Source organism: Pseudomonas sp. 11/12A, from assembly GCF_000800055.1.
Lineage (GTDB): Bacteria > Pseudomonadota > Gammaproteobacteria > Pseudomonadales > Pseudomonadaceae > Aquipseudomonas > Aquipseudomonas mohnii.
Genome location: NZ_JUGV01000001.1, coordinates 5,353,928 through 5,367,651, shown reverse-complemented (window position 1 = coordinate 5,367,651; position 13,724 = coordinate 5,353,928). Strand labels below are relative to the sequence as shown.

Genomic DNA, 13,724 nt, shown 5'->3' with positions numbered 1-13,724 from the left:
TGCTATCGGGATCTGCCAAACCATGAAACTGGATGCCTACGACCGCAAGATTCTTGCCGCGCTGCAACGGGACGGTCGCTTGAGTAATGTGCAGCTGGCTGACGAAATCGGACTGTCTGCGTCACCCTGTCTACGGCGGGTGCGGATGCTTGAAGAAGCCGGGGTGATTCGTGGCTACCAGGCCAATCTGGATCGCGACGAAGTCGGGCTTGGCTTGACCGTGTTTGTCGGGGTCAAGGTCGAGCGCCACAACGACGAGCAGGCAGAAGCGTTTCGCCTGTCAGTGACGGCGTTGCCCGAAGTGATTTCGGCGTTTCTGGTATCAGGAGAATCGGATTTTCTGCTGCAGGTGGTGGTCCCGGATTTGCGTGCCTATGACCGTTTCCTCACGGGATGCTTGTTGAAATTGCCGGGCGTGAGCGATATCCGCAGCAACTTTGCCATTCACACGGTGAAGACGCCGGGGGCGTTACCCTTGGGACATTTGCCGCTTTAGCCCCGGGCGAGCTTTTCGCGAGCAAGCTCCCACAGATGAACGCATTCCAATGTGGGAGCGAGCCCGCTCGCGTAAGCGATGGACCCGCCCCAGAACACTCAGGCGCCTTACATCTGCGTCGCCATCCCCTCCACATTCATCGCGGCCTGGCGCAACGCCTCGGAGCGAGTCGGGTGCGGGTGACAGGTCAGGGCGATGTCTTCGGCGGACGCGCTGAACTCCATGGCCACGCAATACTCGCCAATCATTTCACTGACGCTCGGGCCCACCAGATGCACGCCGAGGATTTCGTCCGTGCGCTCATCGGCCAGCACTTTGGCGAAGCCTTCGGTTTCGTGATTGATCTTCGCCCGGCTGTTGGCGGTGAAGGGGAATTTGCCGACTTTGAATGCCCGACCTTCGGCCTTCAGTTGTTCTTCGGTCTTGCCGACGCTGGCCAGTTCGGGTTTGGTATAGATCACGTTGGGGATCAAGTCGTAATTGACCTCGCCGGCCTTGCCCACGATCTGCTCGACGCAAGCCATGGCTTCGTCTTCGGCCTTATGGGCGAGCATCGGGCCGGAGGTGACATCGCCAATCACCCAGACGCCGGCGGCCTCGGTTCGATGGCCCTTGTTGGCGAGCATGCCGCGTTTGTCTGTGGTGAGGCCGACGTTTTCCAGCCCCAGGCCCTGTGTATAAGGTCGGCGTCCGATGGCCACCAGCACGTAATCGGCTTCAATCGACTCTGCGGTGCCGCCTGCGGCGGGCTCGACGCTGAGTTGAACGCCGGTGGCGGACGTGGTGGCGCGGGTCACTTTTGAACTCAGCTTGAAGCTGATCCCTTGTTTGCTCAATGAGCGCTGCAGGGTTTTGCCCGCTTCGCCGTCCACGCCCGGGCAGATACGGTCCAGGTATTCGACCACGGTCACCTGAGCCCCCAGACGCCGCCAGACCGAACCCAGCTCCAGGCCAATCACCCCAGCGCCGATCACCACCAGGTGTTTCGGGACTTCGGTCAGTGACAGGGCGCCAGTGGAATCGAGGATGCGTTGGTTATCGATGTCCACGCCGGGCAGGGGAGTGGGTTCGGAACCGGTGGCGATAATGATGTCTTTGGCGCTCAGTTCGGTCTTGCCACCGGCACTGTCCGTTACCGTGACTTTGCCCGGCCCGTCGATATGGCCCCATCCCTTGATCCAGTCGACCTTGTTTTTGCGAAAGAGGAACTCGATGCCTTTGGTCAGACCGGTCACGCTCTCGTCTTTCTGTTTCATCATTTGAGCCAGATTAAGCGTGGGTTTGACCTCAATCCCCAGGTTGGCGAATTCCGCGCCCATCGCCGCGTCGTAAAGTTCGGAGGCGTGCAGCAATGCCTTGGATGGCATGCAGCCGACGTTCAGGCAGGTGCCGCCCAGCGTGGCGCGTCCTTCTACGCACGCGGCTTTCAAACCCAGTTGGCCAGCGCGGATCGCTGCGTTGTAGCCACCGGGGCCACCGCCAAGTATCACAACGTCATAAGTGCTCATGGATTACTCCTGGAATGAAAGCGGTTGGGGAAGGGGTAAACGTAGTCTTTGATAAAAAATTACGATCATAATATGAGCGTTTTAGTGCATTTCGGTCAAGGCTTCAGGCTAGCGACAGGTTGAGCCTTTTTAGATAGCGCACATATGTACGGAAATTTCACTGGTCGCGTTATATCGTAACGAAATGTGACGCTGGCCAATGTAAACACTGGGGTGGTATGCAAGTCGATCTCGATGAGGAAGGAGCGCAGGCAGCCGGATTGCCGCGCTTTCAGCAGGCCGTTTTTCAAGGGCGACGATTGCGCCTGCTCGCCATCGGTCTGGGCGCGCTCGCGGCGATGGGCCTGGTATCTGGTTTTTTTGTCGGGCTGTTTGCGCCGCAATCCCTTTGGCCTGCCCTGTTGTTCAATCAGAGCGCCGCGTTGCTGGTGCTGGTTGCGGGCTTGCAATCCGCCGGGTGGGTGACGCGATGGCGCGCGCAGGCAATGAGTCCGCTGGCGCCGTTGGTGGTCGCCTCGGCAGAGACAGAAGCCCCGTCGGGCTGGTACGAACGGCTGCTGGAGCGGATCAGTCAGCGCTGGCTGAATCTGCTCGGGCAAATCGGTGCGCCAACACTGTGGTTGGGTGGTTGGGCGCTGTTGGCATTACTCAGCGTCGAGCAAGCCTGGAACCTTGATTTACCGCCCGCCGCTTTGGGGGTGTCGGCCACTGTCGGCGCTGCCATGGCGCTGTTGCTGGGCTTCGGCTTGCTGGTTCTTGAGCGTCAGCTGACGCAGGAAGGCAGCGCCCAATGGCCCGAAGCCGGCGCGTTGGCACAGTTGATCCGGGTGGCAATCATCAGCCTGATACTCGGTGCGTCATGCCTGTTGTTTGGCAATGAAACCTCGGTCTGGCCGGTGCGTCTGGCTGTACTGATCGGCCTGTTGCCGGGGCTCGTTGCATCCGAATTGTTGCTGCGTGCCGTGTTGTCACTGTTCAGCCCTCGTCGAGATCAACTCGAACCTGCTTTGCTGGCGCGCAGTTTTATCGCCGATATGCTGCGCTGGCCGCCACAACCCTTGCTGGCCCTGCAGCACGAATTGCACAACCGCTTCGGCATCGACCTGCGACAAATCTGGGCCTTCACTTACATGCGTCGGGCGTTTTTGCCGGTGCTGGGCGTTGTCGCTCTTGTCGGATGGTCGCTGACCGGTATTCATGAAATACCGTTGCAAGGGCGGGGGATCTACGAGCGCTTCGGCCAACCCGTGGCGGTATTCGGTCCTGGATTACAGGCAGGTTTACCCTGGCCGTTGGGCAGGGTGGTGAGTGTCGAAAACGGTGTGGTTCATGAATTGGCCACCAGCGTGGGTGAAAAATCAGCACCCGTGCAGGCCGACCCCGCCGAAGGCCCGGCGCCCATAGCGGCCAACCGGTTGTGGGACGCCAGCCATGTGAATGACAAATCCCAGGTGATTGCCAGCAGCCGTGCCGACAAACAGAGCTTCCAGATCGTCAACATGGACGTCCGGTTTGTCTATCGCATCGGTCTGGATGATCAGGCCGCGCTGGCGGCGACTTATAACAGCGCGGACGTGCCGACCCTGATCCGCAGCACCGCCAGCCGCATTCTGGTCCACGACTTCGCCTCGCGAACCCTTGATGGCTTACTCGGTGAGGACCGGGTCGGGCTCGCCGAAGAGATTGGTCGGGCCGTGCAGGCCGACCTGCAGAAGCTCGACAGCGGCGTTGAAATTCTCGCCACGGTGGTCGAGGCGATCCATCCACCGGCAGGGGCGGCCAATGCTTATCACGGTGTACAAGCGGCGCAGATCGGCGCGCAGGCCCTGATCGCCCGTGAACGCGGTGCCGCCGCCGAAGCAACCAACCAGGCCCGGTTGCAGGCCAGCATGGCCCGCGATCAGGCCACGGCGAGTGCCCAGGAAATCAATGCGACGGCCAAGGCTGCCGACCTGAAATTTGCCGCCGAGAAAAAGGCTTATGCCAGTGCGGGCCAGGCCTTCGTGCTTGAGCAATACCTCGGCCAACTTTCCCAGGGCCTGGCCAATGCCAGGTTGCTGGTCCTCGATCATCGCCTGGGCGGCAGCAGCAATGCGCCGACCATCGATCTCCGTACGTTCACGTTGCCGGCTGACCCTGCGCCGTCGCGTCCATCTGCTCAGCCAGGAGCCGCCCATTGAGCCAGTCGCATACCCACGATCATGATGACCACAGTGGCCACGATCACGGCCATGGCGGGCATCACCACCACGGTCATCACCACCATCACCACGGCGATCCACAAGAGGCCGGCCCGTTCCCTTGGCGACGCATGGGGTGGGCCGCGTTGCTGGTGGCGGTTGCGGTAGCGGCCGCGAGCCTGGTGCAAGTGCGCTCGGGTGAAGCGACGGTGATTACCCGTTTCGGCAATCCGTCGCGGGTCTTGCTTGAACCCGGTCTGGGGTGGCGTTGGCCGGCGCCGTTCGAAGCGGCGATCCCGGTTGATCTGCGGTTGCGCACCACGTCCAGCGGTTTGCAGGATGTCGGTACGCGCGACGGTTTGCGCATCATCATCCAGGCGTACGTGGCCTGGCAGGTGCAGGGTGACCCTGACAATGTGCAGCGCTTTATGCGTGCTGTGCAAAATCAGCCGGACGAAGCGGCGCGACAAATCCGCACCTTTGTCGGCTCGGCACTGGAGACCACGGCCAGTAGTTTCGATCTCGCCAATCTGGTGAACACCGACGCCAGCCAAGTTCACATCGCTGATTTCGAAGCGCAACTGCGTAAGCAAATCGATCAGCAGTTGCTGACCACCTATGGCGTGCGGGTACTGCAAGTGGGTATCGAACGCCTGACCTTGCCTTCAGTGACGCTGACGGCGACGGTTGATCGTATGCGCGCCGAGCGTGAAACCATCGCCACCGAACGCACAGCCATCGGCAAGCGCGAAGCGGCGCAAATCCGCTCCGCGGCGGAACGTGATGCGCGGATCGTGCAGGCCGATGCGACGGTGAAAGCGGCGGACATCGAGGCGCAATCCCGGGTCGAGGCCGCGCAGATTTATGGCCGCGCGTATGCCGGTTCGCCACAGCTCTACAACCTGCTGCGCTCGCTCGACACCTTGGGCACTGTAGTCACGCCGGGTACGAAACTGATTCTGCGCACTGATGCCGCGCCTTTCCGGGTGTTGGTTGATGGCCCGCCAACCCTCGATAACAAGTCCGGATCGCAGCCATGAGTTGGGTTCCACGTGGAACAAATGAGTTGAGCAGCCCCTGGATACAGGCCGGGCGCCTGGCATTTCTCGCGCTTTACGCGGTAACGGTCTTGGCTGCTTTGGCGTGGGCGTTCTCCAACGTGCGGCAAATAGACCCACAAAATCGTGCGGTGGTGTTGCACTTCGGCGCCCTGGATCGCATCCAGAATGCTGGTTTGCTATTGGCCTGGCCGCGACCGTTCGAGCAGGTGATTTTGCTGCCGGCGGCGGACCGGGTGATCGAGCGTCGCGTGGAAAACTTGCTGCGCACCGACACCGCCTTGCAGGCCGATCGCGTGGCCAGTTTCGCAACGCCGATCAGCGATGCGCTGGCAGGTTCCGGTTATCTGCTGACAGGGGATGCCGGTGTGGTGCAACTGGATGTTCGGGTGTTTTACAAGGTTACCGAGCCATATGCCTTCGTGCTTCAAGGCGAGCATGTAATCCCGGCACTGGACCGCATGGTGACCCGTAGCGCGGTGGCACTGACCGCCGCACGTGACCTGGACACTATTCTGGTCGCCCGACCGGAACTGATAGGTGCCGATAATCAGGCAGCCGAAAGACGTGAGCGCCTGCGAGGTGATCTGGTGCAAGGCATCAATCAACGCTTGGCTGAATTGGCGGCGACGGGGCAGGGATTGGGGATCGAGGTGTCGCGGGTCGATGTGCAGTCGAGTCTGCCAGACCCTGCGGTCACCGCCTTCAACGCGGTGCTGACGGCCAGCCAACAAGCCGACAAAGCCGTGGCCAACGCGCGCACGGAAGCGGAGAAGCTGACCCAGACCGCCAACGAACAAGCCGACCGCACACTGCAGGTCGCCCACGCTCAGGCCAGCGAACGGCTGGCGAAGGCCTCTGCGGATACGGCCACGGTGTTGAGCCTGACCCAGGCGCAACAACAGGGCACCGACCCGCAAATGTTGCTGCGTATCTACCGCGAGCGGATACCGAAGATTCTTGGCCAGGCTGGCTCGGTCACCACGGTTGATCCGAAAGACGATACCCGCCTGATCATTCAGGGAGCTGCACAATGACCGCTCAAACTGCTGCGCCGAGCATGTTGTCCTCGGCAGAACAACGCAGCGCTGCCCGTCAGTTGACGCTGGCCATGCTTGCACTCGGCTTGCTCGCGCTGGGCCTCTCGTGGCGCTGGTGGTCGCCGGATCAGATCGGTGTCAGCCAATTGCTCCTGGGTTTTGCTTCTGTATTGGTGGCCGTGCCGGTCATGCGGTCGGCCTGGTACAGCCTGCGGTATCCGAGTTTGCACGGGATTACTGATCAACTGATCGCCTTGGCCATGCTGGGGGCCTGGGCGACAGGCGATCTGCTCACGGCGGCGTTGTTGCCGATCATCATGATCTTCGGTCACGTGTTGGAAGAGCGCAGCGTCATTGGCTCGCAAGAAGCCATTCACGCCCTCGGCAAACTGACTCGCAGCCATGCACGCAAGGTTCAGGCGGATGGCTCCATCGTCGAGGTGGACAACGGTACGCTCAAGGCTGGCGATCGGGTGGAAGTTCGCGCCGGTGACCGGGTGCCGGCGGACGGTCGGGTGTTGTCCGGTCAGGCGAGTCTGGACACCGCATCCATTACCGGCGAATCGGTGCCGATGGAGGCCGGCGTCGGCATGCCGGTGTTCGGTGGCGCGATTAATCTCGATGGCCTGCTGCGCATCGAAGTCACCCGAACCGGCCGCGAATCGACCCTCGGCAAAGTCATCGCGCTGATGCAAAACGCCGAACGTTCCAAGCCGCCGATCACCCGGTTGCTGGAGCGTTACGCCGGAAGCTACATGGTGCTGGTATTGCTACTGGCCGCCGTGACCTGGTTCATCACCAATGATGCTCAAGCCATGCTCGCGGTGCTGGTGGCGGCTTGTCCTTGTGCGCTGGTGTTGTCTGCGCCCGCGACGGCGATTGCCGGGGTGGCAGTGGCTGCACGGCATGGCATTCTGATTCGCAGTTCGGCGTTTCTTGAGGAACTGGCCGACCTGACATCGCTGGTGGTCGACAAGACCGGAACCCTGACCTTCGGCACCTTGCGCCTGCAATCCATCGACAGCCCGCTGGAGGACCGCAGCCATGTCCTGAAACTTGCCGCCAGCCTCGGTTCCGCCAGCAGTCATCCGGTCAGTCGGGCGCTGGCCGGGCTGGTGACGCAGGATCATTTTTTGCTGTTGTCGAACATTCACGAGCGTCAGGGCTTGGGCGTGGTGGCCATGACGGAGCAAGGCGAAGCCGCGCTGGGGCGACCGGAGTTGTTCGCCCAATTGGGCATCGCCACCTCAGACGTTCCAGACCACGACGGTCCGATTGCCGGGCTGGCGCTAAACGGTGAATTCCTCGCCTGGCTGTTGTTGGCCGACAGCGTTAAACCGGAAGCGAAATTTGCCTTGAATGAATTGCGCGAGCTTGGATTGGGTCGGCAGCTGTTGCTGACCGGCGACCGACAAAGTGTCGCGCACTCGCTCGCTCGGGATGTCGGCATCAGTGACGTCGAGGCACAGGCCTTGCCTGAGGATAAGTTGAACTGCGTGCTCAAGGAGATCGGCAGCGGTTTCCGGCCAATGGTGGTGGGGGATGGAATCAACGATTCGCTGGCGCTCAAGGCGGGTGTGGTCGGTGTTGCAATGGGCGCGGGCGGGGCGGATATCGCATTGGCGTCGGCGGACGTCGTGTTGATCGGCAGCGACCTGCGTCGCCTCGGTACCTGCGTGCGCTTGAGTCGGCAATGCCGACAGACTTTGCAGGTCAACGTGATCATCGGCCTGGGTTGGACCCTGGCAATTGTGGCCTTTGCCGCGTTCGGCTGGCTCGGTGCGGCGGGCGCGATGATTGCGGCGGTCTTGCATAACCTCAGTACGTTGTTGGTATTGGGCAACGCAGGGCGGCTGCTGCGCTTTCAAGAGCCGTTGCTGAAGCTAAAGGATGGGGACTGAGTTCAATTCGGCAGCGGCTCTAGCGCGCTGGATGCCCGCTTGAAAGATTTCAGAACTGCGCGCGCTGTCCGCAGTCATCTAAGGTGAGGGCACGGCATTTTGTTTTTTCGCGGCAACTGGGCATTTCGCTGCGAATTATAGAAAACGGCTATTAATTCGATAGCCAGCTATTTTTTCAGGATGGTCTACCCTCTGATCAGACGTCTGAAACAAGGGGGGATTATCCATGCTCGCGCAACTTCCACCGGCCTTACAGAATCTGCAGTTACCGCTACGCCTGCGACTCTGGGACGGCCATGAATTCAATCTGGGGCCGTCACCCAGCGTCACGATTGTGGTCAAGGACCCACAAATGGTGACCCAGTTCACCCATCCCAGCCTGGACGCGCTAGGGGCAGCGTTTGTCGAAGGCAAACTGGAGCTGGAGGGTTCCATCAGCGACGTCATTCGCGTGTGCGATGAATGGAGTCAGGCGCTGCTAGCGGAGGACGATGGCAGTCAGCCTGTACGTACTGTCCACGACAAGGAAACCGACGCCAAGGCGATTTCCTACCACTACGACCTTTCCAATGCGTTTTATCAGCTGTGGCTCGACAGCGACATGGCCTATTCCTGCGCTTATTTCGAGACCGGCAGCGAGAGCCTTGAGCAAGCCCAACAAGCGAAATTCCGCCATTTGTGTCGCAAGTTGCGCCTGCAACCGGGTGACTATTTACTGGATGTCGGCTGCGGTTGGGGCGGATTGGCTCGGTATGCGGCCCGTGAATTCGGCGCGAAAGTTTTCGGCATTACGCTGAGCAAAGAGCAACTGGCCCTGGCCCGCGAGCGCGTTAAAGAGGAAGGGCTGGAGGACCTGGTCGAGCTGCAGTTGCTCGACTACCGCGATTTGCCGCAAGACGGTCGGTTCGACAAGGTGGTCAGCGTCGGAATGTTCGAACACGTCGGTCACGCCAACCTGGCCGAGTACTGCAAAACCTTGTTCGGTGCGGTGAAGGAGGGTGGCCTGGTGATGAACCACGGGATCACGGCCAAGCACACCGACGGTCGTCCGGTGGGACGTGGCGCTGGGGATTTCATTGAGAAATACGTATTCCCCAACGGCGAACTGCCGCACCTGTCGATGATCTCTGCCGAGATCAGCGAGGCAGGGCTCGAGATCGTCGATGTCGAGAGCCTGCGTCTGCACTACGCACGCACCCTGGACCACTGGAGCGAACGCCTCGAAGACAACCTTGAAGCCGCCGCCAAAGAGGTGCCGGATCAAGCGCTGCGGATCTGGCGGTTGTACCTGGCAGGATGCGCCTACGCGTTCGCCAGGGGCTGGATCAACCTGCACCAGATCCTTGCGGTGAAGACCCACCCCGATGGCAGCCATGAATTGCCGTGGACCCGCGACGACATCTATACGCCTTAAAGAATCGGCGAAATTAGCCGGGCAACCCGCATGCCGACCTGTTGCAGGCGGTGGGTTTCCCGGCTTTCTTCTTTGGCGATTTCGTGCGCCTGGGCGAAGTCGTCGTTGAGCATGCGCTCCACCTCGGCAGCAAAGGCGCTATCGACCGTCAGCAACATCACTTCGAAGTTCAGCCGGAACGAACGGTTGTCCAGGTTGGCGCTGCCAATGGCGCTGATTTCACTGTCGATCAAGACCACCTTCTGATGCAGGAAACCGGGCTGGTAGCGGAACACGCGCACCCCGGCACGCACCGCTTCGAAGGCATACAGGCTGGAGGCTGCATAGACGATTCGGTGATCGGGTCGTGATGGCAGCAGCAGCCGCACATCCACACCACGCAATACCGCCAGGCGCAAGGCGGCGAACACCGCTTCGTCCGGGATGAAATACGGGCTGGTGATCCACACCCGCTCGGTCGCCGCATGGATGGCTTCGACGAAAAATAACGAACAGGTTTCGTAGGAATCCGCTGGCCCGCTGGCCAGCAATTGGCAGAGCACTCCGTCATCCGGGTACACATCCGGCAGAATCAGGGGCGGCAGTGCGCGCGCGGCCCAGAACCAGTCTTCGGCAAAGGACTCCTGCATGCACGCGACCACTGGGCCACGGGCGCGCACATGGGTATCACGCCAAGGGGCCAGGGGCGGTTTCTCGCCCATGTATTCGTCGCCGACGTTGTGCCCGCCGACGAAGCCCAGCATCCCGTCCACGACGACGATCTTGCGGTGATTACGAAAGTTGACCTGAAAGCGGTTAAGCCAGCCGCTGCGGGTCGCGAAGGCCTTGACCTCGACGCCGCCCTCGCGCAACGACTGCACATAACTGTGGGGCAGGGAGTGACTGCCAATCCGGTCGTACAGCAAGTAAATCGCCACGCCTTCAGCGGCTTTGTGCAGCAGCAAATCTCGCAGACGCTGACCGAGGCGGTCGTCGTGGACGATGAAGAACTGGATCAGGACGGCTTCCTTTGCCTGACTGATGGCGTCGAAAATCGCATCGAACGTGGCTTGACCGTTGATCAACAGTCGCACTTCGTTGTTGGCCAGGCACGGCATACGGCCCAACTTCGGCATGGCTCTTAATGAGGCGTATGCGGTGGAGGCGCGAGCCGTGAGCGCTTCTTCTACCCATGGCCGCCAATTGAGCTCGGAGATCGCCCTGCGCATTTCTTCGTTGGCCTGGCGCCGGGCCTTGACGTAAGCGTTGAACGTACTGCGGCCAAACACCAGATAAGGGATGAGCGTCAGGTAAGGTATAAAAACCAGGGACAGGGCCCAAGCGATCGATCCCTGGGCGGTGCGTACGGTCAGCACCGCGTGTATCGCCGTGATCATGCCCAGGAAGTGCAGCAGAGCAATCGTGTAGCCAAAAATATGGGGGCCAAAATAATCCATGGGGGGCAGCCTTGCTCCTGAAGATTCAATGCGTAACAGACCATGTTCCGGGCAGAATGTCGCTATTTAATTGACCCATGAACCGAAGCCCGTGGCTGACGTCTAACGGCCACTACTGATCAGGAGTTACACGATGAACGTTCGTCTGCTGGGTTTGGCCATGGCACTGGGTTTGGCACTTCCTGTGGCCGCTCAGGCGCAAATGCTTCAGCCAGGCTTGTGGGAATTGACCTCAAGCAATATGAAAGTCGATGACCAGAACCTGCCGGATCTGCAATTGATCCTCGGTCAGCTTCAAAGTCAGATGACCCCTGAACAGCGCGCGCAGCTGGAAAAGCAGGGCATCACCATGGGCGGTAAAGGAATCCGCGCGTGCTTGACCCCGGAGCAGGTCAAGACTGACAACATTCCACTGACGGACCCGCAATCGGGCTGCAAGCAGGAAATCACTGATCGCAGCGGCAACCAGTGGAAATTCCGCTTCAGTTGTCCTAAGGCGCAAGGTGCAGGTGTCGCCACGTTCCTCAGCGATCGTGAGTTCACAACCAAGGTTAACGGCACCTTCAATGCCACCGGTATTCAGCAGAAGGGCAGTCTCGATACCCGCGCCGTGTGGTTGGGGCAGGATTGCGGAACCGTGAAGCCCAGGGCTTAAAAGCTTCGCGGGCCAGCCTCGTTCCTGCAGATGTCACCGACTGACAGGGAATGAGGCGGGTTCGCGAGGGTGCTGCGTTTACACGTGCTCATTTCCCGGTTGCTTCAACCATTCACACGCCGCCTCAACCTTCATCCTGCCGAAATCCTCACCGGTGCGACTGCGTACACTGACGAACCCACCCGCCTGCTCTTTCTCGCCAATCACGATCAGGTAGGGCACCGTTTGGCTGTGCTGGCGAATCTTGTAACCGACTTTTTCATGTCGCAGATCCGCCGCGGCGCGCACGCCAGTGCGGCGCAAGGTTTCGGTCACCGATTGTGCATAAGTCGCCTGACGTTCATCGATGCTCACGACCATCACATGGGGAGGCAGGCGCCACTGTTGCAGCTCCTGGTGGCTGGACCAACACGTACCGTAGATTCGTTGCTGCAAGGTCCCGCTGATGTGATCAAGGGCGAATGCTTGCAGAACCTTGGTGGTGGGCACGTGCGGGCCAGTCGTTAAATACTCGGAGTCACCCAGGCGGTAGACCGACAAGTGCTCAGGGTGCATGGAGGGAGAGGGCGTCTCGCGGCGACGTATTGAGTGGTTGGTCGCGGCCAGTGACTGCATGCGCGCTTCGATCAGGGGCAAATCGGTCGAGGTCAGGGGGCGCTCGACAGCAAACTCGCAAAAGAATCCGTCACCCAGCACCGAGCCCGTGCGCATTTGCGCGTGGGAATGGAGTTGCTTGACCGCCATGGCCAGCATCAACGAGCAGGACCGTCGCAGGATTTCCAGCCCATCGGGCTCGCGCGGCGTCACAATGCTGACCCTGGCGTTCGCCTTGATCATGAATTCGCAGTCCACTAGCGCACCTTCCACCCGGCCTGCTACTGCCGCATTGGCCAGCCCTGGACCGATACTCGCGGCAACCTCATGGACGGATAGCGGTTGATCGTATTCACGCAATGAACCATCGGGGAGGGTGATCTTGATCATGGTTATTGTTCTCAAATGCTTCGATCACACGCATGAACATTAGAGGTAAAGGTTATCGTTTGTCATTTAGACCTTCTTCCTATTCGACCACTGCCCCCGACGGCCATGTTCAGAACTCGTTCTTCAGGGCCTTGTAGCCAGGCGCCAGAACGCGGTAGGTCACCGGATCATGGTTTGCTCAACGCGTTGTAGAGGGTGTTGAGGTTGTGTTCGAACAACCCGGCAAACGTACTGGCCTGACCGCTCGACGCGAGCGCGTCGGAGTACAGGGTGCCGCCGATCTGCGCCCCGCTTTCGTCGGCGATCTGCTTGAGCAGGCGGGCGTCCTTGATGTTTTCCATGAACACCGCTTTGACCTTGGCCTGACGAATCTGGGTGATCAGCGCCGCGACTTCGCTGGCCGAAGGTTCGCGTTCGGTCGACAGGCCCTGAGGCGCCATGAAGTCGATTCCATACGCCTGGCCGAGATAGCCGAAAGCGTCATGGGACGTGACGATCTTGCGATTGCCCGGGGGAAGCGAGCCGAGCTTGGCCTTGGCTTCGGCCAGCAGTGCGTGGATCTGCTTCAGGTAGGTTTGGCTGTTGCGTTGGTAGTCGGCTTTGTTCGCGGGATCGGCGGCGATCAGCGCTTTGGCGATGTTGTTGATGTACAGCTCGGTGTTCGCCAGGTTGTGCCAGGCATGGGGGTCTGGAATGGATTCGCCGTCCTCCTCCAGTGAGCGCGGAATGACGCCGTGGCTGGCGCTGATCAACGGTGCTTCGGTTTCACTGCTGGCCACCAGGCGATCCAGCCACGGTTCGAAACCCAAGCCATTCTTGATGATGAGTTTGGCCTTCAACAGCGCTTTCGCGTCATCTGGCGTCGGTTCGTAAGTGTGGGCATCGGCGTCCGGGCCGACCATGTTGGTGATCTGTATATGTTCGCCACCGACCTGATGCGTCATGTCGGCGAGGATGCTGAAACTGGTGACCACCTGAAGTTTTTCTGCAGCGGACAGCGACATCGACAGCATCAAACTGAACAGCACGAGTAAAGCGCGCATCGGGTAATA

Annotated in this window: 11 protein-coding genes; 7 read left to right on the top strand and 4 right to left on the bottom strand. The window is 60.3% G+C overall.

Annotated features, from left to right (window positions below; genetic code table 11):
- The first annotated feature begins 22 nt into the window (after positions 1-22).
- Positions 23-496: an Lrp/AsnC family transcriptional regulator gene (locus GQ39_RS24715; protein WP_047535350.1), complete on the top strand. Its 474-nt coding sequence runs from the start codon at positions 23-25 to the stop codon at positions 494-496.
- Between the two features lie 107 nt (positions 497-603).
- On the opposite strand, the gene lpdA is transcribed toward GQ39_RS24715, so the two are convergent.
- Positions 604-2,004: a dihydrolipoyl dehydrogenase gene (gene lpdA, locus GQ39_RS24710; protein ID WP_047535348.1), complete on the bottom strand. Its 1,401-nt coding sequence runs from the start codon at positions 2,002-2,004 to the stop codon at positions 604-606.
- Between the two features lie 218 nt (positions 2,005-2,222).
- Between lpdA and hflK (GQ39_RS24705) the strand changes: the two genes are divergently transcribed.
- From hflK (GQ39_RS24705) to cfaB, 5 genes are all read left to right on the top strand, one after another.
- Entirely contained in the window at positions 2,223-4,184 is a 1,962-nt protein-coding gene (gene hflK / locus GQ39_RS24705; RefSeq protein ID WP_047535345.1) for a protease modulator HflK, read from the top strand.
- Positions 4,181-5,224 (top strand): protease modulator HflC, encoded by a 1,044-nt coding sequence (hflC, locus tag GQ39_RS24700; RefSeq protein ID WP_047535344.1) that lies wholly within the window; start codon positions 4,181-4,183, stop codon positions 5,222-5,224. The genes hflK (GQ39_RS24705) and hflC overlap by 4 nt, the downstream gene beginning before the upstream one ends.
- Positions 5,221-6,279, top strand: coding sequence for a protease modulator HflK (hflK, locus tag GQ39_RS24695; protein ID WP_047535341.1), 1,059 nt, complete (start codon positions 5,221-5,223; stop codon positions 6,277-6,279). Before hflC ends, hflK (GQ39_RS24695) begins: the two co-directional genes overlap by 4 nt.
- A complete protein-coding gene (locus GQ39_RS24690; RefSeq protein WP_047535338.1) occupies positions 6,276-8,183 on the top strand; it encodes a cation-translocating P-type ATPase in 1,908 nt (635 codons plus the stop codon). Before hflK (GQ39_RS24695) ends, GQ39_RS24690 begins: the two co-directional genes overlap by 4 nt.
- Positions 8,184-8,409: 226 nt before the next feature.
- The gene (cfaB, locus tag GQ39_RS24685) at positions 8,410-9,597 is read left to right on the top strand and encodes a C17 cyclopropane fatty acid synthase CfaB (protein ID WP_047535335.1); all 1,188 of its coding nucleotides are present in this window, start codon (positions 8,410-8,412) and stop codon (positions 9,595-9,597) included.
- Here cfaB and cls read toward each other — a convergent pair.
- The gene (gene cls / locus GQ39_RS24680; RefSeq protein ID WP_047535333.1) at positions 9,594-11,033 is read right to left on the bottom strand and encodes a cardiolipin synthase; all 1,440 of its coding nucleotides are present in this window, start codon (positions 11,031-11,033) and stop codon (positions 9,594-9,596) included. The genes cfaB and cls overlap by 4 nt on opposite strands.
- Positions 11,034-11,166: 133 nt before the next feature.
- Here cls and GQ39_RS24675 point away from each other — a divergent pair, with 133 nt between their 5' ends.
- Positions 11,167-11,688: a DUF3617 domain-containing protein gene (locus GQ39_RS24675; protein WP_047535330.1), complete on the top strand. Its 522-nt coding sequence runs from the start codon at positions 11,167-11,169 to the stop codon at positions 11,686-11,688.
- 78 nt (positions 11,689-11,766) lie between these two features.
- Here the strand turns inward: GQ39_RS24675 and GQ39_RS24670 are convergent, their stop codons facing one another.
- Positions 11,767-12,672, bottom strand: coding sequence for a His/Gly/Thr/Pro-type tRNA ligase C-terminal domain-containing protein (locus GQ39_RS24670; protein ID WP_047535328.1), 906 nt, complete (start codon positions 12,670-12,672; stop codon positions 11,767-11,769).
- A 167-nt stretch (positions 12,673-12,839) separates the two neighbouring features.
- Positions 12,840-13,715, bottom strand: a complete 876-nt coding sequence (locus GQ39_RS24665; protein ID WP_047535326.1) for a metal ABC transporter substrate-binding protein — start codon at positions 13,713-13,715, stop codon at positions 12,840-12,842.
- Positions 13,716-13,724 lie beyond the last annotated feature (9 nt).